Below are 25,589 nucleotides of genomic sequence, written 5' to 3'. Positions count from 1 at the left end.
TGAAGCTCAACTATAGCCCCGAGCCCAGCATTTTCACAAAGGGATAGTGCGGCGCAAGGGTACGGTAAAGCCGGCGGTCGGCAGTGATCAGATCGCAGCGACGTTCGAGAGCGAGAGCCAGATAGATGGCGTCCCAGAGGCTGATTTGGCGTTGTAATGCCAAACGAAAGGCAGTGTCTACATCGGGCTCAACCAGTTCAGGACAGCGCAACCGGATTAGGTCAAAATGCCTCTCCGGCTTGCGTAAGGGCAAGGGAGTGGCGGCGATACCGTTTCACTAGCACGCTGGCAACCTCGATCAACGGCAGCCGGGGTGCGGCGAGATCCAAGCGATTGGCTTCGTATAGGTTTAATAAGGCCAGCGCCGGCTCGCGCCCCGGTTCCGGCAGCACCCATTTCGCGACGACACTGGCATCGATGACGAGCGCGGGCACGGGGCTATCGTCTTGCGCGCTCTTTCCGGATCAGAGGAACGCTGCTCGTCATCGGTGGCAGACTTTCGCGGAAGCGGTCGAGCGCGCTCCGGCTGGCGCGCATCGCCTCGCAATAGCCGGTCAACGCCGCTTTGCCGGTGGTCTCAAGCCCCCAGCAAGGCATCTACGAACTGGCCGGGCTCGAACGGCACCAGGTCTTCGGCGCGTTCGCCTACGCCCAGATACCGCACCGGCAGACCTAATTCATTGGCGATGGCTACCACGATGCCGCCGCGCGCGGTGCCATCCAGCTTGGTCACAATCAGGCCGGTGAGCTGCGCCGCTTGCGTAAACTGCCGCGCTTGTTGCAAGCCGTTCTGTCCCGTGGTGGCGTCCAGCACCAGCAGGGTCTCCTGCGGTGCGCCGGACACCAGCTTGCCGGCCGTGCGGTGCATTTTCGCCAGTTCCTGCATCAGGTTGGTCTTCGTGTGCAGTCGCCCCGCGGTATCGACCAGCACGAAATTGACGCCCCGCGCCTTCGCGGCCGTGAGCGCGTCAAACAACACCGCCGAGGGATCGGCGCCTGGCTTTTGCTGCACGATCTCGACGCCGGCCCGCTGCGCCCACACCGCAACCTGCTCGCCCGCGGCGGCGCGAAACGTGTCGCCTGCGCAGATCAGCGAGCTGAAGCCTTCACTCTTGTAGCGTTGCGCCAGTTTGCCGATCGAGGTCGTCTTTCCGGCTCCGTTTACGCCCACCAGCAGAATGACGAATGGCCCGCCGTCGGCCGCTTCTTTGGGCCGCCGCGCGGTGCGGTCAAAAATCTGCACCAGCTCCATTTTGATCGCCGCCCGCACCGCTTCGGCGGATACCGCTGCCCCCTTGGCGCGTTCCTGCTCGAATCTTGTTTTGACCCGGCCGACGATTTCCGCCGCGGTACGTGCACCCAGATCCGCCTGGATCAGCGTCGACTCCAGTTGCCGCAGCAATTCCGGGCTGAGTTCTGTCTTACCCTGAAAAAGATCGCCCACCTGCGCGACCAGGCTCTCGCGCGATTTCTCTACCGCACCTGCGACTTTTTCGCTGACGCGCTCAAATAGGCTCGCTTTGGGAGGCGGCCCAAACAGTGTCTGAATCATCGCTTCAATTTTCGCATGAGCGTTATGATGAACGGCAGCCCGGGAGGGGACTCATGCACACCGAACTTCGGCTTTGGAAAGCCTACGCCACCATCACCACGCTTCTGCTGGCCGCACTGACGGTCATGGCCTTTCGTCAGAACGCAGTCGCCAAGGCCAACTTCGACCAAATTAATGTTCATCGCATCAACATCGTCGGCCCGGATGGCGCGCTGCAAATGGTGATCTCCAATCGCCAGGATATGCCCGAAGGCCGCATCGACGGCAAAACCTTCCCAAGCCAAGGCCGCCACGACGGTGCCGGCCTGATCTTCTACAATTCGCTCGGTGATGAGGACGGCGGCCTCACATTCGGCGCTCATAAAACAGCCAAGGGCTATGTCGCCGATTCCGGCCTTATGTTCGATCAGTTCAAGCAGGACCAGACGGTTGGCCTTGTCTACAGCGGTGAAAATGGTCAAAGCTCGTCCGGCTTGCGCGTCTGGCAGCGGCCGCATACGGATTTGGCCATCGCCGCCGAGCGAATCACGAATATTCGCGCCATGCCGAACGGCCCGGCCAAAACCGCCGCGCTGGAAAAAATGCGCCGTTCCGGCGATTTCGGCCACCTCCGTCTGTTCGCCGGCAAAACCCCCACCAACGCCTCGGTGCTGATGCTCAACGATGCCAACGGCCGCCCCCGTCTGCGCCTGGAAGTTTCCTCCATCGGTGTTCCCGTGGTCGAGTTCCTCGATGCCCACGGCAAAATCGTCCGCAAAATCACCGCCGCGGAATCGGCAGGTGCGACTGAAAACTGAATACCCCCAACTGAAAACCCATAGCTGCTAGCCTGAGGTGTGTCCTCAACCCCGGCCACCACGCCTGCTGCGCGGCCCCGGCCGCGCACGCGCCGCATCTTACTGGAGGTGATCGGCGCGATCGTACTCGTGTGTCTGGCCGGCATCGGGTTTCTTTACTTCTACGTGCGCGACGGCCAGCCGCAGGTCGACGGCCAGCTTGCGCTCGACGGCCTGGAAGCGCCGGTCACGATCGTGCGCGATGAACTCGGTGTGCCCCACATTCATGCCCAGAATGTCCATGACCTCTACCTCGCGCAAGGGTTTGCCATCGCCCAGGACCGGCTCTGGCAGATGGACTTGATGCGACGCTTGGGCGAGGGCCGCCTCGCTCAGGTCTTTGGCGCCGCCGCGTTACCGCTCGACGAGGAGAACCACCGGTTGGGTCTGCCCCACGCCATTCAGGAAAATGCTGCCCATCTGCGGCCTCGCGAGGCCAAGCTGCTGGAAGCGTTTGCGCAAGGAGTAAATGACCTTATCGTCAAGCGGCGCAATCATTTGCCGCTTGCCTTTCAACTGCTCCATTACCGCCCCGAGCCCTGGCGGCCGGCCGATTCGCTGGCGCTCGCGGCTTACATGTACAAGACCCTCGCCTCGGGCTACAAGGACAAGCTCATCCACGAAACCTTTGCCGCCAAGCTCGGTCCGGCGCTCACCAATGAGCTCTTTCCCGATCTTTCGCCCTGGGACATTCCCCCCGGCGCACCTTTGCCACAGAGTCCGGCCGATCTGCTGCCCGCCGCCGAACGCCGCATCGCGCCGGTTGGCGCGGCCACTGCGCTCCTGCCTCCAGTATTTGCTGCTCCTCCTCAAGTCGCTGATGTTCGCGGCGGCAGCAACAACTGGGCGCTCTCTGGCGCGCATACCACTTCCGGCCTGCCGCTGTTGGCCAACGATCCGCACCTGCAATTCCAGCTTCCGGGACTCTGGTGGACGGTAGATCTGCGCTCTCCTCAGGTTCACGTTGCCGGCGTAGCCATTGCCGGCGTGCCCGGCGTCATCGTCGGCCACAACGACAAAATCGCCTGGGGTGTCACCAATTCCGATGCCGACGTGCAGGATCTGTACCGTGCAACGCTGGACGGCAAGGACAACGTCCGCACGCCGCAAGGCTGGGTGCCGCTCCAGCACTGGCACGAGACCATCGAAGTCAAAGATGCTCCACCGGTTCACCTCGATATTGCCGTCACGCCGCATGGCCCGCTGGTCGCCCGCGATGCCGGCGGCCAACTAGCCCTTGCCTGGACGCTGTTTGCCCCGGACTCCCTGGAGGCGGTTCACGTCTTTCTGGCGCTGGATCAGGCGCAGGACTGGCACGAATTCGAACAGGCGCTTTCCGGCTTCGCGGGTCCGGCGCAGAACTTCGTTTACGCCGATACCGCCGGCCATATCGGCTATCAACTCGCCGGCCGGGTGCCGGAACGGCGCGGATTTGACGGCTCTGTTCCGGTTCCGGGCGATCAGTTCGCCTACGAATGGCACGGTTGGATCCCGTTTTCGCAGCTTCCGCGCGTCTTCGATCCCGCGAGCGGCCTGCTCGCCACCGCCAACAGCCGTGTCACGCCCGACGGCTATCCGTACGTCATTTCCACTGACTGGGACGCGCCCAACCGTACCCGCCGCATTTACGAGCTGCTGGCCAGCCAGAACCGCTGGAACGCTGCCGAACTCGGCCGCGTGCAGACCGATACCGTTTCCGAGCAGGATCGCGACTTCGCGGCGGCGCTGGTCGCTGCCGGTGGCGCCGCGGCAGTTGACGGTCAGAAATTAAGTCCGGACCTACAGCGCGCTCTCAACCTGCTCGACGGTTTCCGCGGCGCGATGGAGCACGAGTCCGCCGCGCCCACGCTGGCCTATTGGACGCGCAAGGAAATGCTGCACGAAGTGCTCGCCGCTAAAACCGGCGACACGCTGGCCACGCAGTACCAGTGGAGCGAAGCGCCGGTGTTCGAGCAGTGGCTGGTCCGGAAGCAATCGCCGCAATGGCTGCCGCACGGCTTTGCGACCTGGAACGATTTCCTGCTCCACTGCCTGACGCAGGTCATCCAGCGGGACTCGCTCGCGCCGGACAAAATCAACTGGGGGCGCTACCAGACCCTCGGCATTCTGCATCCGGTGTTTTCGCACGTGCCCTTCGCCCGGCGCTACGCTGACCTCGGCCCGGTTCCCATTGACGGCAGTCCGCTCACGGTGAAGCAGGCGCGAAACCCCATCCTGGGCGACAAGGTGGAACTCGGCCCCAGCATGCGCTTCATCGCCGATCCGGCGCATTGGGACCGCTCGACGCTAACGCTGGTCGCCGGGGAGTCAGGCCTACCGTTCAACAAGCACTATCGCGACCAGTGGTCGGCCTACCTCGCCGGCCGCGGCTTGCCGCTCTGGTTCTCGCCGTCCGCAGTCGCCGCCCACGCCGCCCACACGCTGCAGCTTACGCCGAACACATCGCGGTAACGGCCCGCTCCAGCACCAGCGCGACCGAAGGCGGCGAGGAGCGTAGCGCCACATCGGTGCGGTGCAGCTCGGGCAGTGTATGCCGCAGCCGGCCTTCGCTCATCCGCTGCGCGATCGCGAGCACCGTATCGGCGGCGAAGCCCGGTGGCCGCAACCCTTCCGGTAGTACGCGATACAGCCCGCTGCGGTCACGCACGCGTTCTTGCCGCAAAATGAGCGCCATGGAAAAAGCGCGGCTAAGCTGAAACACCAGCCCGATGGCGGCAGTCGCGCCTTCCTCCCGCAGCCAGCGGTTCAGGCTCACAAGTGCTGGAGCGCGCTTGCCTTCGGCGATGCGATGCGCCAGCTCGTAGGCGGAGGCCGTGGCGTCGCCCGCCGCCAGCGCCCGCACGGCTTCATCCGCGATCGGCCCTTGGCCGGTATAGAGAGCGAGTTTTTCCACTTCGCGCTGCATCATCTCCAGGCTGCTGTCGCAGAGTTCAGCGAGGCGCATCGCCTGGTCGCGCGTCAGCGTGCAGCCTTGCGCCGCGGCCATCTGCTGGGCGAGTGCCGCTGCCAGGCTGGCGGAGGGCTGCGCGCACGGAATCAGGGGTCCGGCCTGCCCCAGCGTTGCCTCCAGGCGCTGCATGCGAGCTTTATCTTCGAGCGCCAGGCGCGCCCGGTCCGCCGGCAAGTGCACATGGTCGGCGATGAACACCAGCACGGCCGGAACCGGCTCGCCTGCCTGTGCCGCAAACGCCTGCACATTGGCGGGAAAGTTCCCATGCTTCTTCTTGCCCGCCGGTGCCGCCTCCTCGCCTTCGGCACTGCCACTGCCACGGCTGAACAGCTCGCGCGCGTTGCGCAGCCAGAAGACCTGCACCGGCGCCATCAGTGATGGATTGCGCGCGCCATCCAGTATCGCCTCCAGCGGCGTTTCGCCCAGATCGTCTTCCACCCATCCAAACGCGCGCGTGGCTTCGGGAATCTGCTGCCACAGCGCCGCCCGGAATTGGTCGCGCACATAGCTCTCATCGCCCACCAGCGTGTAGACGGGCCGCAGCGGCTCCAGTGAAAACGTGTTGCTCAAAACGCCTCCAGGATGTCAGCAACCAGCGTTTTGGCGACTTCACGGCTCAGGCGTATAAAGGCCGTCGAGTCTTCCTCAAAAAAATCCTGCTCCTGCGTGCTGATCTGATACTGCTCGTGGAACACCATGTCGTTGTTGCGGAACAATTCCTTGCCGGAAGGTTCTGCGGTCACCCAGGCCTGCAGGTGAATCACGACTTCCACCGTCGTGGCCCGGCCGCTGGCGGCATCAAACGTAACCGGATTGACGGTGACGCTGCGCAAGTCGCCATGCACGGCGGCATCGCTGCCGGCCAAGGTCGCCTGCACGCGATAAGGCGCTCGATCCTGGAACTCCCGTGCCACCGCCGCGCTGATCTGTTGTGACAAACCGGGCCGGCGTGTGTCGTTGGCGAAGGGCAGAACCGCTAGCACGCGCGTCGCGGGCGGCAATGCTCCGCCGCGGCCGACTACGTGGTAACCGCAGCCGGCCAGCAGCACCAGCGCCACCGCCGCAATCAGAAGCCGCTTCATTGCAGTCCCTGTGCCAAAGCGGCAAGGGCCGCATCCACGGCGCTGAAGGCGGTGCGCCGCAAATTGTCCAGTGCAGCCCACAGCCAATACCCTCCGGCCGCATCGAGTCTTACCGGACCCAACTGAATCGTATCCGCCCCAGCCACGCTCACTGCGTCCGGATACTCATTGCTGGGCGCCAGCCAGGTGCTCTTGAGCGCCGCCAGCACCGCTTCTTGCTTGGTTTCGGAAGCGAAGCGCACATAGGCTGAGAGCAGCGTCGCGTGAAACAGCGGTGCTTGCAACACATTCAGCGCCGGCACGACAATCGATCCCAGTGCCGCGATTTCGGCGGCAATCCGCCGGCGGATATCACCGAGTCCGGGCAACGCCGCGGCCCCTAAACGCGGGCGGAGGTCAAACGCCACCTGGCAGCCAAAAACCTCTTCGGGCAGGCTCTGCATCCCCAGCAGTCGCGTGGATTGCTGCTGCAATTCCTGAATGCCGCTCCAGCCGCGCTGGCTGACCGGCTCAAACACGGTGGCGGCCAGGGCCTCCATCCTGCCCGCCTCGCTCAGTCGATCGAGCAAATGGGCCAACGCTTGCGCCGCCGGATGCGCCACCACGATGACACGCGGTCGCGGCGCGGTAAAGCTCGGCTCCAGACCCGCGACGGCGCTTCCATCACCATTTGTCAATCCACCGCTCAGGTCCACGACCAGCGCGCTCGCGGGCACCATCGCCGCAACCGCTTTGGCTTCCGCCGCGGTTCCGGCCAGAAAAACTACTTCCACTTCGCTCAGGGTTTCCGGCGCGCATGGTTCCAACACGGCCGCTTCGTCGCCAAACTCGGCCAGGGTTCGTTCCTCTTTTGCATTGGAGCCGCCAGGCGCTTCCAGCAACTTGGGTAGGAGGGCAGGGAAGTGGCGCTCGTCCAGAGCGGTGTGCAGCTCCTTGCCCAGCAGCGTCTGCGCGCCTTGAATGGCGATGCGGTAAGGAGGCATTGGCTCAGGCGCCCAGCCGCGCCCGTCGCGGCCGCAGGAAATGCGACGCGCGCCAGTAAATCGCGGTCCCCGAATAGACCACCACCAGACCCAGCAGCACCACTTCCGAGTAGTACCAGATGCCCGCAAACAGCGCCGCGATCAGCACCATGAAAACATAGGGATGGCGCCGTCCCAGATCAATGTCTTTGAAGCTGTAGAACCGCCAGGTGCTGACCATCAGCCAGCCCAGCGCCAGCACCAGCGCGAGCCACAGTCCGCCCAGAATGGCGGAGCGATTGACGGTCTCAAATAAAAATTCAGGCGAGGCAAAGAAGTGCACCACCGCCGCGATCGTGCCCGCGGCTGCCGGAATGGGCATGCCCACGAAATATTTCTTGCCCGGCTTGCCGGGGTTCGAGGGAGAGCGCGGATGGTCCTCATCGGCGTCAATGTTGAACCGCGCCAGCCGTGCCGCTCCCGCCACCACGAACAGGAAGGCGATAATCTGCGCTGCTCGGTTCAAGCCCACCGTGGCGGCGTGCGAGGCCACCAGAAAGCGCAGGCCCCAGACATAAGCCAGAATCGCCGGCGCCACCCCGAAGCTGATCACATCCGCAAGCGAGTCAAACTCGCGTCCAAATGCGCTCGAGGCGTTGGTCATGCGCGCAATCCGCCCATCGAGTCCGTCCAGCAAGATCGCCCAGCCGATGGCTTTCGCCGCGGTATCCAGCAGACCTGCCGGTGAGGCTGCCTGGAGTGCCAGCACCGACTGCTGAATCGCATACCAGCCCATTCCCAGATTGGCGACTGTAAACAGCGACGGCAGTAGCGCTACTCCGCGCCGCATCGGGCGGGGCGGGCGTTGTGGTGGAGGATTGTACACAGAACTCGGCGCGGATGTAGACACGAAGAGAGTTGTCAGTTCTCAGTTTACAGTTTTCAGTGGTACAGGACTGCGGTCGCGGGCGCTCGGTACTGGAGACTGAAAACTGACGACTGAGAACTTCGCCTTACCGCCCTTCGTCCTCGGCCTTATACATGTACTTGACCGTGTCTTTGTAGATCAACAGGTTGGGTTCGCCGTTGCGGTGCACTTTGAGGCAATGGCGGTCATACCACTCGATGATGCCGCGGATGCGCTCGCCATCGCGCAGGATCAGGACCATGTCGGTCTTGGTCTGCATCTGCTTGAGATAGTAGAAGCTCTCCGCGTTGGTCTGTTCGGGCGGCACCGGCTTTTTGGGCTGGCGCGGCGGCGCGCTGGCCCGCACCGCTGGAGCTGTGGCCCCGGCGGCGCGAGCGAGTTGGCCACGCACATCCGCCAGGGACGGGCGGATCAGCTTGCGGTTACTTACCAGTTCGGAATCCGGACCAAGACCGGTACTGGGCCGGACGGCGGTGTCATTGAGCGAGGCCATGTGCGTAGGCTCCCATCTCCACGCGTCCCTCCCCGTCTCAGGACCCTTCGGCTGTCAACCCCAGGGTCCAGCTTGCCAGTGCCAGCGGTCGGAAGCTGTTGCGCTGGGCCGCGGCCTGGATGCGGTCGAGGCCCTCGACTACCTCCCGCACGCGAGCGGGCGCGAGGCGTTGTGCCAGCGACCTGAGTTCGGGCAGACAATCCACATTGCCGACCCGGTTGGGAAATTCCGCTTGGAGATAAACGATATCTTGCAAGACACTATAGAGAATTTCGAGCAAGGATTCAAATTTTTCTTTGCTGGCGCGCACCGACTCACTCAGGCGGAAAACCGTAGCCAGCGAGTCACCCGCGACGCCGAGTCGCAACAGTTGCAGCGCCTCGCTGCGTATCTGCTGATATCCGGGCAGATCCAGCGTGAGGGCGCGGCCGGGACCACCCGGCGCCAGCCGCGCCATCAGCTCCGCCGTTTGTGCGTTTTGTCCGCGCGCTACCAGCGCGGCCACCAGTTCGGCGTGCGGCACCGGCGCCAGCCGCAGCTCCAGGGCACGCGACCGCACAGTGGGCAGCAGGGCGCCGGGGTTGCGCGCCAGCAGCAGAATCACTACCCCGGGCGAAGGTTCTTCCAGTGTCTTGAGCAGAGCCGCTTGCGTGGCCCAGCGCGCCCGGTCAAAGTCAGGCACGATCAGAGTCCAGCTCTGACCGCTATCGGGCTGAATCTCGTCCTGGTGAATGATGGCGCGAGCCTGCGCCATAGTCAGGAAGTCACCGTCCGGGGGAAACAGGTGAATCGCCGGATGCAAGGCCACGCGCAGCGGCGCTTGCTGGCGCGCGCTGGTTTTGACCTCGGCGGTACGGTACGCCTGTGCCGCGGCAATCAGTTCGGGCAGGGAAGCCACCGGCGCTGCCTGCCGGCAACTGGCGCAGGCACCGCAAATCTCGCCCGGCGCAGGCGGCGCCTGGCAGTTCAGCGCCAGTCCGAACAGCACCGCCAGCGTGGTTTTTCCTACCCCTTCCGGGCCGGCCAGCACTAGCGTGCGCTGCGCGTGCCGCTCCCGGCCGGCCGTTGCCGCCAGTTGCTGCAAGTGCTCCACCGCGGCGCGATTACCGATGAATTCAGTCCACATCATCGACCGCCTCGCGCACGCGCCCGGCGACCTCATCGATCGTGCCCTCGGCGGGGATAAGCCGGCAGCGCCAGGGTTCGCGCGCCGCAATTTCACGGTAGACGGCGGCTACGCGTGCGAAAAAGACCTCGCTTTCCGCTTCGAAGCGCGAGGCGGCGGGCAAACGCCGTGCGCGCGCCAGCGCCAGCCGGGGATCAAGGTCGAGAATCAGGGTCAAATTGGGTTGCAGGTCGCCGCACAGTACCCGGTGCAGCGCCGCGATGGCCTCGCGGTCAAAGCCGCGCCCACCGCCCTGGTAGGCTTCGGTGGCATCGTGAAAGCGGTCGCACAGTACCCAGGCTCCCGCGGCCAGGCCGGGGCGGATGATCTCCTCGACACTCTGCGCCCTCGAGGCGCACATCAGCGCCAGTTCGGCGGCGGGCGCGGGCTGCTGGCCAAGTACCACTTCGCGGATACGCTCGCCGATGCCCGTGCCGCCCGGCTCGCGCGTCACCATCACCGGCTCGCCCCGGCTGCGCAGATACCCCGCCAGCCTCTCAATCTGCGTGGTCTTGCCGCAGCCATCGAGACCCTCAAACGTAATGAACGCCGGTGGCTTCACTTCAAAATTGTAGTTCAATGGTTTTATGCCTGCGGATCTATCCGGCACTATCGCCCGTGTTCGCGCGGCCATTGCTGCGGCGTGCGCGCGGGTGGGGCGAGCGCCCGAGGAGGTGACCCTGCTGGCGGCGAGTAAAACCATTGCGCCGGAGCGGATTCGCGAGGCCTATGCGTGCGGGCTACGGCATTTTGGCGAAAACCGGGTACAGGAACGCATGGCTAAACAGGCAGTGCTGGCCGATCTCGACATCGAGTGGCATTTGCTTGGGCCGCTGCAGAGCAACAAGGCCGCGCGGGCGCTGGAGTTGTTCGATGTGCTGGAGACGGTGGATTCTCTTGCGCTGGCGGAGCGGCTAAGCCGGCTGGCGAAGGCGCCGGTGCGAGTCATGCTGGAAATCAATGTCGGCGACGAAGCCCAGAAACACGGCGTGGTTCCGGATCAGACGCTCCCGCTGGCGCGAGCCGTTGCTGCGCTGCCCCATCTTCATTTGTGCGGCGTAATGGCCGTGCCACCGGCGGCCGAAGATCCGGGGGCCTCGCGGCCCTATTTCCGCAATCTGACAGAGCTAAGCCGTCAAATCCGCGCGGTGCTGCCAGCGCCGCCCGAGCACTGGGATGTTTCCATGGGCATGTCGCACGATTTTGTAATTGCCGTCGAGGAAGGCGCAACCATTGTGCGCCTTGGCACCGCGTTGTTCGGGGCCCGTCCGAGAGCGTAAGCTGGACGGTATGCAATTGGAACGGATACAAGCGGCGTTGCGCGCTCAGGGTGTCGACGCCTGGCTGTTCTTCGACCATCACCACCGTGACCCCATCGCGTACCGAATACTCGGTTTGCCGGAAGCCATGGCGACGCGGCGCTGGTACTACCTGGTTCCGGCGACGGGTGAGCCGCGTAAACTGGTGCACCGCATCGAGTCGGGTGCGCTGGATAGCTTACCCGGTGAGCGGCGCGAATATGCCCAATGGACGGAACTGGAGGGCGGCTTACGTGGCCTGCTGGCCGGCCTGCCGGGGCATCCGAAACTGGCGATGCAATACTCTCCCGGCTGCCAACTGCCGGCCGTGTCGCTGGTGGATGCAGGGACGGTCGAGCAGATCCGGGCCTTGGGCTGCGAGGCCGTCAGTTCAGCCGACTTGATTGCGCATTTTGATGCGTTCTGGACGCCAGCGATGGCTGCCTCGCACAACACTGCGGGGCGGATTGTCGATGAAGCTATCCAAGGCGCCTTTGCTCACGTTCGAAAATCACTGGATCGCGGCGAAGGTCTGAACGAGTATCAGTTGCAGCAGTGGATTCTGGATCGCCTTGTGGCTGGCGGCCTCGCGCCGGAGGGGCCGCCGATTGTCGGCGTCAATGCGCATGCCGGCGATCCCCATTACCAGCCGGCGGCCAGCGGTTCCAGCCCGATTCGCCCTGGTGACGTTCTCTTGCTCGACGTCTGGGGACGGATGAATCAGTCTGGCAGCGCCTACTACGATGTGACCTGGATGGGCTACGTGCTGCGTGCGGAGGAGCAGCAGGTTCCGGATCGCTTTGCCAAGGTTTTTGCGATCGCTGCGGCTGCGCGTGATGCGGGCATCCGGCGGGTTCAGGATGCGCTGGCGGCAAAGCGCGGCTTGTGCGGTTTCGAGGTTGATCAAACGGTGCGGGGTGTAATCCGCGCCGCCGGGCTCGACGAGTTTTTCATCCACCGCACCGGTCATTCGCTCGGACGTGAAATTCACGCCAGCGGCGCCAATATGGACGACTACGAAACTCACGACGTCCGTCAAATCCTGCCGCACACAGCTTTCACCATCGAACCCGGGATTTATTGCCCGCACGGTGAACCGTTCGGCGTGCGCACGGAGATCAATATGTACGTCGGAGACGAAGCGGCGGAGGTCACCGGCCCAATCCAGCGCGAAATCGTGAGAATATGAAAACAATTGTCAGTAGTCAGTTTTCAGTAGTGCAGACGCACCGGCGGATGGCCGGGCAGAACTGAAAACTGCTGGCTGAAAACTTTTTCTGATGGCCTCTACTACCATGAAGCCCAAAGCAACCACCCCCGCCGCGCCTGCGCGCAGCGGGTGGTGGATCGTGCTGCTGGGGTGGCTATTTCCAGGATTGGGCTACTTTCTCGGGCGGAAATGGATTCGGGGCACGCTGGTGCTGATCTCGGTGATCGCCATGTTTGGGATGGGGCTGGCGCTGCAGGGCCACATCTACGGCTTCAATACGCGTAATCTGCTCGACATGCTGGGCTGGGTGGGCGATATCTGTAATGGTGTGCTCTATTTTTTCACGGAGATGGCCGGCGGGGGAGCAGGCAACGCCTACAGCGTGATGGGCAACTACGGGTCGATGTTCCTGATTGCCGGCGGCTTGCTGAATCTGCTCGCCGCGGCCGATGCGCGTGATGTGATGCTGGGGAGGAAGCGGTAAGGCATGAGCGTCTCGCATCTCACGGCTGTGGTCTTGTTCGCGCTGTTTGCCTCAATCGTTTTCGGCATTACTATGCGCGAAGACGTGCGCGAGCAGGTGCGCTATGGATTGCTGGCGTTTGCCTGGTTCGTAGGCGGCGCGATTGCGGGCGGCTGGCTGCTGTACGTCCTGAATCCTCATTAGCGGGTGCTATCATTTCGGGATCGTGGTGGAAGAGCGATTCGAAATTCTGGAACGACTGGGCGCCGGGGGCATGGGTGAAGTGTTCCGCGCCCGCGACCGCAAGCTGAACCGGTTTGTTGCGCTCAAATTTCTGCCGGTTTCCGCGAACAACAGCGCGCGCGAGCGGTTTGAACGCGAAGCGCAAGTCATCGCCGCTCTGAACCATCCCAACATCTGCACCCTGTTTGAAACTGGCGAACAGGAAGGACGGCCGTTTCTGGTGCTGGAGCTGCTCGAGGGCGAAACCCTCAAGGCGCGGCTGCGGCGCGGGCCGCTGCATGGCGAGCACTGGACCGAGGCGGCGCTGGAAATTGCCGAGGCGCTCGACGCCGCGCACCGTCGCAGCATTTTGCACCGGGATCTGAAGCCCGACAATATCTGGCTGACCACGAGCGGTCATACGAAGGTGCTCGACTTCGGCCTGGCGAAGATGCAAGGCGAGGCGTTGTCAGAGGCGGTGACGGTGGCGGGGCCGATGGATGCCGATGGGCTGACGCGGCCGGGCATGACCATGGGAACGTTTCCCTACATGTCGCCGGAACAGGCGCGGGGCGAGGAACTGGATGCGCGCTCGGATTTGTTTAGCCTGGGGGCGGTGCTGTACGAGATGGCCAGCGGCAAGGCTGCGTTTCCCAGCCGCACCTCGAGTGAAACCATGGCGGCGATTTTGCGAGACCAACCAGTGCCGCTCGAGCAGGTGCGGCCGGAGCTCCCGTCAGACATGACGCGCATTGTGGCCCGCTGCCTGGAAAAAGATCGGGATCTGCGCTATCAGTCGGCCGCCGATTTGCGTGCGGATTTGAAGCGGCTGAAGCGCGGCAGTCAGTCGAGCGCCAGCGCGGTGCCGGCCTCGAGTATGCAGACACCGGTGGCAGCCCAGCGTGGAGGCGCGCCGTGGCCGTGGTACGCAATGGCCGCGTTGATCATCGTGGCGGGCTTGGTTTTTTGGCTGTTGCGTCCGGCCGTACCGTCCGGACCGCCGCAGCTTCAGTTCCGCCAGATCACCTTCAACGGTCATGTGCAGGATGCGGCCATTTCGCGCGATGGACGCTTTTTGGCGTATACGGAAGCGACGCCGAAAGGCCCTGACCTACGGCTGCTGAACATACCCACCAGCAGCGACGTGGAAATCGTGTCCGCCGGCGGGACCTGCTGCGCCGACCCGACGTTTTCTCCCGACGGCAACTACGTCTATTACCTGACCGGGAATCAGATCGACGCGGTGCCGGTGCTGGGTGGTTCACCGCGCCTGATCGTCAGCCAGGCCGACAGCGGAGCCGGATTTTCTCCGGATGGCAAGCAGCTTGCATTTATTCGCGACGACTATCCGCGTGCCGCCCTGCTCATGGTGGCGCAGGCCGACGGAACGGGAGCACACCAAGTGGCGGAAGTTCGCCCGCCCTATTTTTATGCTTGTGCTAATGATTCCGCGGGGACGTCGCCGGACGCACCGGCGTGGTCGCCGGAAGGAAAACACCTTGCCGTGGATCGGTTCCGCATCAGTCCGCTGGCGGAGAATCTGGTGGTCGTGACCTTAGCCAACGGCGCCATGCAAGCGTTGGGGCCGGATCAACTGGGCGGGTTTAGCGATTTGGCGTGGCAAAGCAGTGGCTCCGGCATTGTCGGCACGGCAGCGCCGGCCGGGGAGGGCGCCGACGGCCCGGAAGTGTTGCGCTATGCGTATCCGAGTGGGAAGCGAACGCAGTGGACGAATGACTTGCAGGGCTACGCAAACATTACGATGTCGGGTAACGGAGAACTCGCTTTACTCCACGCGAGCCCCCAGGCGTCGGTTTGGAGGGCTCCCAGCGCAGGAGCGAAAGCCGTGGAACTGCCCGGCGGCGGTGATGACATGGCGGGCGCGAACGGGCTGGCTTGGACACCGCAAGGCAAAATATTGACCAACCGCATTGAGGGTGGTCAAACGCAATTGTGGGAGGAGACAGCAGATGGCGCCGATGCGCATGAGATCGCGATGCCCGGACTGGCGGGACTGTTCAGCGATCCTCACGTTGCGCCCAACGGTCAGATCGTGTTGCATACACTGGCGGACAAGTTGCTCCGTGTCTGGCGGGTAAACGCCGATGGTAGCGGCGCAACCGTGCTCTCGCCCGGCATGCTGGCCCAGCAGCCGGTAGTGATTCGGGGCGGCAAAGAGGTCGCCTTCCTGGTCTTGAAGCAAAAAGCGCAATATCTCTACGTAGTGCCACTGAGCGGAGGGATACCGCACCTTCTTTACTCTCAGCCGATCAACAGCGTGAGCGCTGCCGCCTCGCCCGACGGCAGCAAGATGTTGGTAATCGGACGGCAGGGCCCTACGCTACTCGACGTCAGCGGCGAAAAGGTGAAGGCGACCGTGCTCAAGAATTTCCCCCCACAGCCATGGGGCCGGTTTGACTGGACGCCGGACGGGAAGGCCGTCACTTATGTGAAAGCCACCGGTTTGGCCGACAACATCTGGGCCTGGCCGATTGCCGGAGGCGTGCCGCGCGAGCTGACGCACTTCACGGACCTGAGCATCAAAGACTACGCCTTTAGTCGCGATGGGCGGCTGGCGGCCAGCCGCGGGCAGCCGAACAGCAACGTGGTCATCGCGACGCGGGCAGTACACTGAAAAAGAAGGAGGCTGACTGTGTATCCGGAATTCATGATTGCACCTATGCGGGAAGAGTTGACCCGGATTGGCGTGGAAGAGGCGCGCACGCCGGCGGCGGTCGATGCGGCCGCGGCGAAGGCCGGGACCACGCTGGTGGTGGTGAACTCGGTTTGCGGTTGTGCGGCGGGAAAGGCGCGGCCGGGGCTGGCGCTGGCGTTGCAACACCAGACGCGGCCGGACCGCACGATTACTGTTTTTGCCGGCGCCGATACCGACGCGACCGACCGGGCGCGCGGCTACTTCACCGGCTATGAGCCCTCCTCGCCTTCGATGGGATTGCTCAAAGACGGCAAGCTCGTCTTCATGCTCGAACGCCGGCAAATTGAAGGCCACGCGGCTCCGGAAATCGCTCAAGTGCTGACGGAAGCGTTCGATCAGCATTGCGTTTCGTGAACGCCCCGTCCTGGCTGCCGTCGGCCGACAGCGAGGAAACGGACTTCCCGCTGGCCAATTTGCCGTATGGCGCCTTCCGGAAGGCCGACGGATCGGTGCATTTGGGAGTGGCCATTGGCGACCAGATTCTCGATCTGTTTGCCGCCGCCGCCAGCGGGTCGCTGAACGCTCTGCCAGAGCCGCTGCAGGCTGCCTGTCGGCAGCCGGTACTAAACGCGCTGATGAGCCTCGGGCCGGAGGCGGCGCAGGCGTTGCGGGCGAAATTGCAGGCCCTGCTGAGCACGGCGGCCGCGAGCGAGCGCGAACGCGTGCGCCAGATGCTGGTGCCGCAAGCGGGCGCGTCGATGCAGATGCCTGCCACGATCGGCGACTATACCGACTTCTACGCTTCGATTCACCACGCCACCAACGTAGGACGGCTCTTCCGGCCCGATAACCCGTTGATGCCCAACTACAAATACATTCCCGTGGGCTACCATGGCCGCAGTTCGTCGATTGTCGCCAGCCCGCAGCCAGTGCGGCGGCCTTGCGGGCAGAGGCTGAGCCAGGGGTCAGGGACCGGGGGCCCGGGGCCAGAGTTTGGACCGTGCCGGCAATTGGATTATGAGCTTGAGGTCGGGATTTTTGTGGGGCAGGGTAACCGCCTGGGTGAACCCATTCCGATCGCCGAAGCGGATGCGCACATTTTTGGTTTTTGCCTGCTCAACGACTGGTCGGCACGCGACATTCAGCGATGGGAGTATCAGCCGCTGGGGCCGTTCCTGGGCAAAAATTTTGCCACCTCTATTTCGCCCTGGGTGGTCACGCGCGCAGCTCTGGAACCGTTTCGGGTGAGCCCGGCGCCGCGCCCTGAGGGTGATCCGGCGCCGCTGCCGTACCTGCAGCATGCGGGTGATTATGCCCTTGATGTAACACTTGAGGTATGGCGCGGAGATGTACGGATGAGTAAAGGAAATCTGCGCGATCTCTACTGGACAGTGGCGCAAATGATCGCGCACCACACCAGCAATGGCTGCAATTTACGACCAGGCGATCTGCTGGGGACGGGGACGGTGTCGGGTCCGGAGCCGGAGGCGCGCGGGTGCCTGCTGGAGTTGGGGAGTGGTTTTTTGGAAGACGGCGATGAAATCACCTTCAAGGCCTATGGCCAGCGCCCCGGCCATCCCCGCATCGGTTTTGGCGCCTGCGCGGGCCGAATCAAGCCGGCAACCTGTTTGTAACGGCCTGCGCAGGTAGACATCGTATTAGGATGAGGCATGGCCGAACCGGTAGCCGCCGCCGATCAGGATTGGGAACTGGTACGGCAGAGCTGCGCCGGTAATCGTGGTGCCTTCGATACGCTGGTGGTGCGCTACGAGCAGCGGCTGTATCGGACGGCACTCGGGGTTACGGGGAATACGGCGGATGCCGAAGAAGTAGTTCAGGAGACGTTTTTGCGCGCATTCGAGCACTTGGATCAATTTCGCGGCGACGCCAAGTTCCAGACCTGGCTGACGCAGATCGTGCTCAATACTGCCCGCATGAAGTTACGCAAGAACCACGCCCACCTCTGGGAGTCGCTCGACGAACCGCAGGTGACGGATGAGGGCATTTTGCCGCGTGAGGTGGCGGAGTGGCGGGAAAATCCAGAGCAGAAGCTGGGCCGGAAGGAACTCGAGACCTTGTTGCATCAGGCGTTGCGGGGGTTGCCGCCGGGCTACCGTGAAGTGGTGGTTCTGCGTGATGTGCAGTTGCTGTCAACCCAGGAAACGGCTGAATTACTGGGTCTGAGCATTGCCAATGTCAAGACGCGGCTATTGCGCGCCCGCTTGCAGTTGCGCGAACGGCTGGCCCTCGCGTTGCGCCAGCCGCGCCGGAGTAGCGTATGACCATGACCTGCCAGGACTTTGTGGACCATAGTTCCGACTTCCTCGACGGCGAGCTGGACGCGGCGCTTGCCGCCGAAGCCAGCGCCCACGCGCAAATCTGCGCGCGCTGCGCTGCTTTCTTCGCCAGTCTGCAAACGACTGTGCATTTGCTTGGCGCGGAGACGCTGTTCACCATGCCGGAGGGCGTGCACGAGCGGTTGCACGCCGCCCTCGCGACGGGTCTCGACGAACCTCTGGCGCCGGCAGAATTGCGGCCCGCGCAAGTGCATGCCGGTGATGCCAAGGCGCCGGTAGTGCTGCGGGCGCCGCAGCGGAGATGGCACTGGGCATCGTGGGCCGTAGCGGCGGTGGTTATCCTGGCCGCGATCGGCATCTTCCGCAGCCGCGCCGGCGCCGTCACCACCTCCGGCTGGCTGATCGACACCCATTGTCTCGCCGACTACGGCGCCAAGCTGGCAGAACATCCCGCGGCTTGCGTTCTGAAATGCGGGCAGCAGGTGGCTATTGGCATCGGCGTAGTCGACGCCCAGGGTCATTTCCTCCGCTTCGACGCACGTGGCCGCAAGCGTGTGCTCGCCGAGGTACGGGCGGCGCACCGGCCCGATCATCTCTGGGTCACGGTGCGCGGCAAGCGCAGCGGCAGCGATCAGGCGCCGGTGCTGGACGTGGAACAAGTGGCGCTCACGCCGCCCGGCACCACAACGTTCGCCCCGACCCGCTAGATTAGCGCCGCAGGATCTGCTCAATGAACGCCAACGCGCGCGGATCTTTGGATTGCCCCAGCCAGAACATTGCCCGCTTGCGCACGGCAGGATTTGAGTTGGTCTTGACCAACTGAATCAATAGGGGTACGCCCTGGCCATCGGGAAGTTGGCTGATACCGAACACGGCCCGCTCTTTGACGCGCGTATCTGGATCGTTGGCGACAGCGCTGCTGAGGGCGGCGGCCGCCTTTTGGCCCGCCCTCTGGCTGAGCCAGAAAATCGCCTGTTCGCGGACATGCGCCGAGGGGTTGAGCTTGGCGAGCCGGATCATTTCCGGAACGGCGGCCGTGCCGCCACTGTCGGCCAGGGCAGCCATGGCGCCGGGAACCGGACGCTGGGCGAGGCTGGCCAGCAATTGCATGCTTTGCGCGGCATCGCCGCCAGCGGCCCATTGCAGCGGCTCACCGCCGGCATCAATCCTGCACTCGCCTCCAATGGCGCGAACGCGCGTGACCTGATGGTTTTCGATATGCAACAAGATGCGGACCGGACCCGACTGGGGCGTACGGTCGCGTCCGCCGAGGTAGACGGTGCCGCAGTTCCATGCTCCTATGCCGGTCACGCGATAGCCCCACCACAACGGCGTTGGCGATTGCTCAGCACGGTGCAATTGCGCTTGCATGGTGCCTGGCGTCTGCGCCAGGGTCACTGTGGAAAGGGCGGCAGCTACCAGTACGAGTCCGAGACGATTCATTGCTTGAGCAGCTCCTCGAGATAGGCGGTAGCGATGGGATCGTGCATCAGCGAAAGCTTTTGCACGATGTCTTCCTTGAGCCGTGGATCGGTCTCCTTGCGTGCGAGCGTCACAAGCGCTTGCGCGCTACTGTGCAGGAACAGCGCCTGAATGACGGCGTCACTGGCGTTGCGGTCCCGGGCGCCTTGATAGAGTCCGGTCAGCGCGGCCAGGGCCTGCGGAGAACCGCTAAGGCCGAGCTCGCGAATGGCCTCGCTCCGTAATTTTTGGTTCTGTTCCGCTTTAGCGGCAGCAATCAATTGCGTGGTATCGCCGCCGACCATATAAGACCGCAGGATGCTACGTTTGACCGCAATCGAATTTGTGGTCGCGTAGATCTGCGCCAGGGCGGCTGCTCCCTTTTGCCCGCCCATCATCCCCAGATAGCGCACCGCATGCTCGCGGACGCTGGTGTCGGAATTGGATTGGGCGATATGGGTGAGCGTTGCGATGGCGGATGGTGAATTGCTCTGCGCCAGCACAAATAAGGCACGATCCTTTACGGTTGCGTCGGAGTTGCCGTTGATTACCTTTTCCAGCAGCGGCAGCGCCTTGGAAGGTTCAGTGTTCATCAGACCGTTGAGCGCGAGCAGCTTGAGCTCATCGGCGTCGTTGGTAGCGCGTCTCCCCGGCGCAAGCGTGAAGGAGTCGTGCCATCCTGGCGGCGCGGGAGCCAGGGCTGGCAGCGGAGATACAGGCGCCAGCGGTGGTGCGAGCACACCCCTCTGCAGGTCGAGTTGCATCCGGAGCGCGGCCGCGTCTTGTTGCCAGTCGCTGTGGTCGTAGTCCTGCTGGAGTCTGGCAAGAGCCGCCATTGCCTTGGCCCGCTCCCCCTGCTTGGCGGCAGCGTATGCCTCCCAGTAGAGCGCTCCGCTCGCGTCTTTGCTCTGGAGCTTCGCCAGCACGGTTTGTGCCTGCGCCATGGCTACTTCCGCTTTGGCCCATTGCGCGGCATTGATGGCGTCCAGGCCGCGCTGGTATTGCTGTGTTGCCTGTTTCTGTTGCTCCTTGGGCGATGCACTGCTGGTTTGGGCGCTGAGTGAGGCTGCCAGCCCAAGGCTGACGAGCGCGTAGGGAAGACTGCGGGTGATCTTCATAAAGCTCCGTTTTCTGCGTGCAAGGTTTGATCGAGCACGCGCACTTTGAATAACACCCCGCTGGCGGCAATGCGGCGCTGCATGCGCCGCCAGGCGGTGGTAGGCACCTGGCTGGGGCTGTGGGCAATTTCGAGCAGGGGCGGCTCGAGCGAGCCCAGCACGTTCGCCAGCACGGCATCGTGCTGCAACGCGGCGCTCTGGTGGTAGAGGCGGTTGGCGCCCAGGAGCCTGCGGGCGCTGGATTTCTCCAACGATAGGTTTACCGGCCCATTCGACAGCTCGTTGGCATGGGCCAACTCGACCAGCAAAGCCTGCGTGCGGTCGAGATGCTCGGCGACGGCATAGCGCAATACCGGCGAGGGCGCCTTTGCCGTGGCGAAGGGCGCCGGGGTGGCCGCCGGTCGCGGACGCAAAAGCAGAAATGCAGCGAGCGCGATGCAGGCGGCCAGTGCGATGGCCCATGGCCGCCAGGCTACTGGCGCTTTTGGCGGGCGACCGGCAAGTTGGGGCGCGAGCCGTTGCCATACGGCTGCGGGGTCGGGCGCCGCGGTGGGCACATAAGCACCGGCCAGGTGCAGCACGTGCCGCCACTGCCTCAGCTTCGCCTGGCACTTTTGGCATTCGGCCGCGTGACCTTGCACGGCTTCGTGCGACATTGCCAACTCCAGAAGATCGTTTTCCTCGATGTGCTTCATAGGCCCTCCAGCAGGGCGCGCAGCTTGCGCACGCCGCGAAAGATCGTGTTCTTGGTGGCTGCGGTTCGCAGCCCTAGCGCGGTGCCTATTTCTTCAATAGACAAGCCTTCGTAATGGCGCAGAACGAAGGCGGCGCGCTCTTTCGGGCTCAGTGCGGCCATGGCGGCATGCACGCGTGTCCTGAGTTCACGGCTGAACATCAGGCGCTCGGGCGAGGCGCCGGGCGCGGTCAGGCTCTCGGCCCAGGACGCACCTTCCTCGGGATCGGCAGCGGGCTGCGGTCGCGTCCGGCGGCGGCGAAGCTGATCGAGCGCGGCGTTGGTGCAAATGCGGCAGAGCCAGGTGGTGACGCTGGCCCGGCCATCGAAGCCACGACGGCTGCGATAAGCCCGCAGGAAGCTCTCCTGTACTAAATCCTCCGCGTCCTGTGCGTTGCCCATCATGCGGTATGCGAGGGAGAACAAGCGGCTGCTATGCGTTTCCACCACGGCACGAAAGCCCTCCTCGTCCCACACCGCGGGTGCGGTTGCGGCGACATCGTTAGCAGTCGGCTCCGCCGCCACGTTCGTCATCCAACTGCCATCGACGCGAGCGGGGGGCATAAGTTAGCTTTTTTCGAACTTGTTGCGGATTTGGCGGGCGAGGCCGAGCAGTCGGCGCTCGTCGGAGCGGCGGCAGCGCCAACGGGTCAGCATTTCGCGCAGGATGCGCCGCTGGCTGGCGTCATGGCCTGGCTTCACCGCACCGAGTCGTTCCAGCAGGGGGTACCAGGCATCGAGCATCCGCTCGCGTGCGCTGGCGTCGATCGCCGCCGGCGGAGTGGGCGAACGCGGCAGCGGGCGCGCGCTGCGCGCCAGCTCGTAGAGACAGACGGCGACCGCCTGGCCCAGATTCATCGAGGGCGCGCCGGGAGTCGTGGGAATGCGGACGAGGCGATGGCAAAAGCTGATCTCGTCCACGCTGAGGCCGGACTTTTCGTTGCCGAAGACCAGAGCCGTTTGCGCGGAGGGCAGGGAAGCACCGACTGCGCGCCAGTCTTCCAGCGGCAGCTCCGGCACGCGTTTACTGCCATCGGTGGTACCGACGATCAGCTCGCATCCGTCAAGGGCATCGGCCATCCGTTCCACGCTGCGCGCGCGATCCAGGACGGTCTCGCCCGCTCGCGCCGAACGAACCGTTTTCCAGGCTTTGTCGTACGGTTCGACCAGAACCAACTCCTCAAAACCGAAATTGGCCATGGCCCGTGCTGCCGCTCCGATATTGAGCGGGTTGCGCACCCGCACTAGAACCACTCGAACGCCAGCCGCAGAGGTCACAGGTTACAGGTTACAGGACCGGGCGGCATGGGGATGGGATGCGAGCCGGCGGTACAGCGCGGCGTAGGAGGCGATCATGCGGGCCGAGGAAAAGAGGCGCTCGGCACGATCACGACAGGCATGCGGGTCGATTTGGGCAAGACGGTCAAGAAAGCCGGGGAAGTCGTCGGGGCTGCCGAGAAAGCCTGTCTCACCATCGGCGACAATTTCGGGCAGAGCGCCGGCGCGGGTGGCGAGCACCGGAACGCCTGACGCGGCGGCTTCCATGGCGACAATCGAGCTGGTTTCGGCAATGCGCGAGGGAATCAGGACTGCGGCAGCCTCCTGGAACAGCGTGCGCTTGCTGTCGAGATCCGGCGGACGGATCCAGCAGATGTCGCTGCCGAGCTGTGGCGCGATTTGGCGCCGGAAATATTCCTGATGAGCCGGAAACGGCGCGACCGCCCCTACGAGCCACAGGCGGCGCTTCGCCTGCCGCGCCGCGGCAATGGCCAGGTGGGGCGCCTTCTCCGGGCAGATCCGGCCGAGGTACAACAGCGGCGCATCGTTTGCCGCAGCGCGATGGCGGACAGGGAACTGCTGCAAGTCGATGCCGTTGGCAATGTAGCCGCAACAGACGGCCTCACCGTAAAGCTGCCACTGGCCACGGCTGACGCACTGAAAGTGCAGGGTTGCAGGCCGCTCGGCAAACAGTGCTGCCGGATACAGCGAGCGCGCGAGGTGCAGGGTAAAAAGCGTCGGCGCGAACGCTGTGCGCACAGCGAAGGCGCCTTCGTTGTGAATCAGATCCCAGCCAGCGGGCGGCAGCACCCCGCCGGGCAGGCTTTCCCAGGCGATGAACTCGACGTTAGGAAAGTGCACGCTTCCCGCCGCGCCCACCCAGGTCACAGCGAACTCGCGTTGCTGGGACCAGGCCCGCAGCAGCAGAAACGCCATCTGTTCCGTCCCGCCGCAGGCGGCCGGGCCGACGGGCGTTCCAGGGTAGGTCAGCATCAGCACCTGCATGCTGCAACTCGGCGCGCGAGAAAATCGCTGAATTGCCGGGCGACATCCTGCGCGCTCCACGGCCAACCCCAAAGTTCGTAGACCGAGGGTTCCGGGAGCGCAGGCCGGCGGTAGTCATGTGGCGGCAGCGGACGCACAGCTTCCTGTTCACACGAAAAATCTGCCAGGGTCTGCGCCTGTGAACGGTAAAGCGCAAATGCAGCGCGCTTGGAGACGGCCGCACGCGCAGGCAGCCGTATCGTCCATTGCGGTTCGCCGGGAAACTCCTGCCGGCGGATCACCCCTGCGTGCGCCGTATACAACGCATACTCCCATACCGGCAACTGTCCCTTTTCGCGCAGCACGCTGGCGAGAACATTGGCGGCATCGTGATCGGGGTGTCCGCCCTCAAAGGCGGGAGTGAGCACGGCATCGGGGCGCGTCGCGGCCACGATCTGATCCAGCCAGTGGGCCGCCGCCTCAAGGCGCAAGGCGAGCTGCTGGTCGGGAATAAGTGCGAAGCGCAAGCACGCTTGCGGCCAACAAGCCTGCCGCGGCAACTTGGAGACGCTCTGAGCGCCAGCGGGCGTCCGTTGCCGGAGAGCGACGCTCGGCCACAGCCCGACCACAGGGAGGGCGGCTCCAACAAGAGGTGGCCGTGCCACCCAGACCTGCCGTGCCTCGTCGCGGCGCATCCGGCGATATTCGCTGCGGTCGAGGCCCGGCGGACGCCAGCGGGCCGCGGGCGCACCGTCGGTCAAAAAGGCGATGGTGATGGCGCCGCGGAATTCATAGAGCGTTCCCAGGGCGCCAATGACTTCATCATCGGCGTGAGGAGCGAGCACGAGCAGGTTGCTATACTCGTGAAACATGGTTTCCATCCCTGCGGAGCTGCCCGCGTACCTCGACCAAAATGCTGACCGCTTTTTGAGTGAACTCAAGGACCTGCTCCGGATCCCGAGCGTCAGCACGTTGCCGGCCCACCGCCCGGACATGGAACGCGCCCATGCCTTCCTCGCGGAACAGATGCGAGCCATGGGTATGGAAAACATCCAGCGACTGCTGCCAAAGGAACGCCCCCAAGGCGAGCCCTTGCTCTACGCCGATTGGCTGCACGCTCCGGGAGCACCCACGCTGCTGTTCTACGGTCATTACGATGTCCAGCCTCCTGACCCGCTCTCCGAATGGCTCACTCCTCCTTTTGAACCCACCGTGCGCGATGGCAATCTTTATGCCCGTGGCGCGTCCGACGACAAGGGACAGGTCTTTGCCCAAGTCAAGGCCGTACAGGCTTGGATGCAGACGAGCGGCCGCTTGCCGGTCAACGTCAAGTTCCTGCTCGAGGGGGAGGAGGAAGTCGGAGGCGAGGGCGTGGAACTCTATGTTCGCCAGCATCACGATGCGCTGGCCTGCGATTGCGCCGTGGTCAGCGACACCGCGTTTTTTGCTCCTGGCCTGCCGTCGCTTGATGTTGGGTTGCGGGGCATGGTGTATGCCGAAATCGAAGTCCAGGGGCCAAGCCGGGACTTGCACTCCGGCATGTACGGAGGCGTAGCGCCAAACCCGTTCGAAGCGCTGGCACGCATTATCGTGGGCCTGAAATCAGTGGAGGGCAAGATCCTGATCCCGGGTTTTTATGACCACGTGCAGCCGCCGAACGCGGCGGAGCTGGAGGCCTGGAAACGACTGCCCTTTGACGAAAACGCCTATCGGGAGCAGGAATTGGGCTCGGCCGCTTTAACGGGTGAACAGCAGTATTCCGTGCTTGAGCGCACCTGGGCGCGGCCAACGCTCGAGGTGCATGGCATGCCGGGCGGCTTTACCGGGCCGGGCTCGAAGACAGTGATTCCGGCTCACGCCAGCGCCAAGATCAGCATGCGCTTGGTGCCCGATCAACGCCC

General features: G+C 64.1%; 28 protein-coding genes. 12 read left to right on the top strand and 16 right to left on the bottom strand.

Translation table 11 applies throughout. From position 1 onward, the window contains the following. Positions 1 to 10 precede the first annotated feature (10 nt). The 3 genes from EPN33_07850 to ftsY form a co-directional block, all read right to left on the bottom strand. A complete protein-coding gene (locus tag EPN33_07850; GenBank protein ID TAN22559.1) occupies positions 11 to 268 on the bottom strand; it encodes a PIN domain-containing protein in 258 nt (85 codons plus the stop codon). After that, the gene (locus tag EPN33_07845) at positions 222 to 434 is read right to left on the bottom strand and encodes a hypothetical protein (protein ID TAN22558.1); all 213 of its coding nucleotides are present in this window, start codon (positions 432 to 434) and stop codon (positions 222 to 224) included. Before EPN33_07845 ends, EPN33_07850 begins: the two co-directional genes overlap by 47 nt. A gap of 143 nt (positions 435 to 577) precedes the next feature. Beyond that, entirely contained in the window at positions 578 to 1,552 is a 975-nt protein-coding gene (gene ftsY / locus EPN33_07840) for a signal recognition particle-docking protein FtsY (GenBank protein ID TAN22557.1), read from the bottom strand. 53 nt (positions 1,553 to 1,605) lie between these two features. Here ftsY and EPN33_07835 point away from each other — a divergent pair, with 53 nt between their 5' ends. Together EPN33_07835 and EPN33_07830 are read left to right on the top strand one after the other, a co-directional pair. After that, entirely contained in the window at positions 1,606 to 2,349 is a 744-nt protein-coding gene (locus EPN33_07835; GenBank protein ID TAN22556.1) for a hypothetical protein, read from the top strand. Positions 2,350 to 2,388: 39 nt separating this feature from the next. Further along, complete coding sequence (locus tag EPN33_07830; protein ID TAN22555.1) at positions 2,389 to 4,839, top strand: penicillin acylase family protein; 2,451 nt, start codon at positions 2,389 to 2,391, stop codon at positions 4,837 to 4,839. On the opposite strand, the gene holA is transcribed toward EPN33_07830, so the two are convergent. From holA to tmk, 7 genes are all read right to left on the bottom strand, one after another. Beyond that, the gene (holA, locus tag EPN33_07825; protein TAN22554.1) at positions 4,817 to 5,908 is read right to left on the bottom strand and encodes a DNA polymerase III subunit delta; all 1,092 of its coding nucleotides are present in this window, start codon (positions 5,906 to 5,908) and stop codon (positions 4,817 to 4,819) included. The genes EPN33_07830 and holA overlap by 23 nt on opposite strands. Next, complete coding sequence (locus tag EPN33_07820; protein TAN22553.1) at positions 5,905 to 6,420, bottom strand: hypothetical protein; 516 nt, start codon at positions 6,418 to 6,420, stop codon at positions 5,905 to 5,907. Before EPN33_07820 ends, holA begins: the two co-directional genes overlap by 4 nt. After that, a complete protein-coding gene (locus EPN33_07815) occupies positions 6,417 to 7,403 on the bottom strand; it encodes a hypothetical protein (GenBank protein ID TAN22552.1) in 987 nt (328 codons plus the stop codon). Before EPN33_07815 ends, EPN33_07820 begins: the two co-directional genes overlap by 4 nt. A gap of 4 nt (positions 7,404 to 7,407) precedes the next feature. Further along, a complete protein-coding gene (locus tag EPN33_07810) occupies positions 7,408 to 8,232 on the bottom strand; it encodes a phosphatidylcholine/phosphatidylserine synthase (protein TAN22551.1) in 825 nt (274 codons plus the stop codon). A 163-nt stretch (positions 8,233 to 8,395) separates the two neighbouring features. Further along, positions 8,396 to 8,803 carry a hypothetical protein gene (locus EPN33_07805; protein ID TAN22550.1) on the bottom strand — a complete coding sequence of 136 codons (408 nt, stop codon included), beginning with the start codon at positions 8,801 to 8,803 and terminating at the stop codon, positions 8,396 to 8,398. A gap of 37 nt (positions 8,804 to 8,840) precedes the next feature. Beyond that, positions 8,841 to 9,965 carry a hypothetical protein gene (locus tag EPN33_07800; protein TAN22549.1) on the bottom strand — a complete coding sequence of 375 codons (1,125 nt, stop codon included), beginning with the start codon at positions 9,963 to 9,965 and terminating at the stop codon, positions 8,841 to 8,843. Next, positions 9,919 to 10,602 carry a dTMP kinase gene (gene tmk / locus EPN33_07795; protein ID TAN22548.1) on the bottom strand — a complete coding sequence of 228 codons (684 nt, stop codon included), beginning with the start codon at positions 10,600 to 10,602 and terminating at the stop codon, positions 9,919 to 9,921. The genes EPN33_07800 and tmk overlap by 47 nt, the downstream gene beginning before the upstream one ends. Here tmk and EPN33_07790 point away from each other — a divergent pair. The 9 genes from EPN33_07790 to EPN33_07750 all read left to right on the top strand — a co-directional run bounded on the left by EPN33_07790 (position 10,556) and on the right by EPN33_07750 (position 18,821). Further along, positions 10,556 to 11,248, top strand: a complete 693-nt coding sequence (locus EPN33_07790; GenBank protein ID TAN22547.1) for a YggS family pyridoxal phosphate-dependent enzyme — start codon at positions 10,556 to 10,558, stop codon at positions 11,246 to 11,248. The genes tmk and EPN33_07790 overlap by 47 nt on opposite strands. A gap of 10 nt (positions 11,249 to 11,258) precedes the next feature. Beyond that, positions 11,259 to 12,455: an aminopeptidase P family protein gene (locus EPN33_07785; protein TAN22546.1), complete on the top strand. Its 1,197-nt coding sequence runs from the start codon at positions 11,259 to 11,261 to the stop codon at positions 12,453 to 12,455. Between the two features lie 91 nt (positions 12,456 to 12,546). After that, positions 12,547 to 12,960, top strand: a complete 414-nt coding sequence (locus EPN33_07780; protein TAN22545.1) for a hypothetical protein — start codon at positions 12,547 to 12,549, stop codon at positions 12,958 to 12,960. A gap of 3 nt (positions 12,961 to 12,963) precedes the next feature. Then, positions 12,964 to 13,143 (top strand): hypothetical protein, encoded by a 180-nt coding sequence (locus EPN33_07775; GenBank protein ID TAN22544.1) that lies wholly within the window; start codon positions 12,964 to 12,966, stop codon positions 13,141 to 13,143. A 22-nt stretch (positions 13,144 to 13,165) separates the two neighbouring features. Next, on the top strand, positions 13,166 to 15,796 hold the full coding sequence (locus EPN33_07770; GenBank protein ID TAN22543.1) for a serine/threonine-protein kinase: 2,631 nt from the start codon (positions 13,166 to 13,168) through the stop codon (positions 15,794 to 15,796). An 18-nt stretch (positions 15,797 to 15,814) separates the two neighbouring features. Further along, positions 15,815 to 16,231, top strand: coding sequence for a BrxA/BrxB family bacilliredoxin (locus EPN33_07765; protein TAN22542.1), 417 nt, complete (start codon positions 15,815 to 15,817; stop codon positions 16,229 to 16,231). Then, a complete protein-coding gene (gene fahA, locus EPN33_07760) occupies positions 16,219 to 17,451 on the top strand; it encodes a fumarylacetoacetase (protein ID TAN22541.1) in 1,233 nt (410 codons plus the stop codon). Before EPN33_07765 ends, fahA begins: the two co-directional genes overlap by 13 nt. 36 nt (positions 17,452 to 17,487) lie before the next feature. Continuing rightward, entirely contained in the window at positions 17,488 to 18,099 is a 612-nt protein-coding gene (locus tag EPN33_07755; GenBank protein TAN22540.1) for a sigma-70 family RNA polymerase sigma factor, read from the top strand. Beyond that, positions 18,096 to 18,821 (top strand): hypothetical protein, encoded by a 726-nt coding sequence (locus EPN33_07750; protein ID TAN22539.1) that lies wholly within the window; start codon positions 18,096 to 18,098, stop codon positions 18,819 to 18,821. Before EPN33_07755 ends, EPN33_07750 begins: the two co-directional genes overlap by 4 nt. A gap of 1 nt (position 18,822) precedes the next feature. Here EPN33_07750 and EPN33_07745 read toward each other — a convergent pair whose 3' ends face one another. From EPN33_07745 to EPN33_07720, 6 genes are all read right to left on the bottom strand, one after another. Further along, positions 18,823 to 19,557, bottom strand: coding sequence for a HEAT repeat domain-containing protein (locus EPN33_07745; GenBank protein TAN22538.1), 735 nt, complete (start codon positions 19,555 to 19,557; stop codon positions 18,823 to 18,825). Further along, the gene (locus EPN33_07740) at positions 19,554 to 21,314 is read right to left on the bottom strand and encodes a hypothetical protein (protein TAN22537.1); all 1,761 of its coding nucleotides are present in this window, start codon (positions 21,312 to 21,314) and stop codon (positions 19,554 to 19,556) included. The genes EPN33_07745 and EPN33_07740 overlap by 4 nt, the downstream gene beginning before the upstream one ends. Before the next feature lie 70 nt (positions 21,315 to 21,384). Then, a complete protein-coding gene (locus EPN33_07735; GenBank protein TAN22536.1) occupies positions 21,385 to 21,990 on the bottom strand; it encodes an RNA polymerase sigma factor in 606 nt (201 codons plus the stop codon). A gap of 3 nt (positions 21,991 to 21,993) precedes the next feature. Beyond that, positions 21,994 to 22,704, bottom strand: coding sequence for an RNA methyltransferase (locus EPN33_07730; protein TAN22535.1), 711 nt, complete (start codon positions 22,702 to 22,704; stop codon positions 21,994 to 21,996). Between the two features lie 3 nt (positions 22,705 to 22,707). After that, the gene (locus tag EPN33_07725; GenBank protein TAN22534.1) at positions 22,708 to 23,709 is read right to left on the bottom strand and encodes a glycosyltransferase; all 1,002 of its coding nucleotides are present in this window, start codon (positions 23,707 to 23,709) and stop codon (positions 22,708 to 22,710) included. Next, the gene (locus EPN33_07720) at positions 23,697 to 24,569 is read right to left on the bottom strand and encodes a PIG-L family deacetylase (protein ID TAN22533.1); all 873 of its coding nucleotides are present in this window, start codon (positions 24,567 to 24,569) and stop codon (positions 23,697 to 23,699) included. The genes EPN33_07725 and EPN33_07720 overlap by 13 nt, the downstream gene beginning before the upstream one ends. Between EPN33_07720 and EPN33_07715 the strand changes: the two genes are divergently transcribed. Then, the coding region (locus EPN33_07715; GenBank protein ID TAN22532.1) for a M20/M25/M40 family metallo-hydrolase at positions 24,559 to 25,589 on the top strand (1,031 nt) is incomplete at its 3' end. The two genes, EPN33_07720 and EPN33_07715, sit on opposite strands and share 11 nt — an antisense overlap.

This window comes from Acidobacteriota bacterium, assembly GCA_004299485.1.
Taxonomy (GTDB): domain Bacteria; phylum Acidobacteriota; class Terriglobia; order Terriglobales; family SCQP01; genus SCQP01.
Note: the sequence above shows the minus strand (reverse complement) of the source record. Positions and strands in the feature narration are given on the sequence as shown.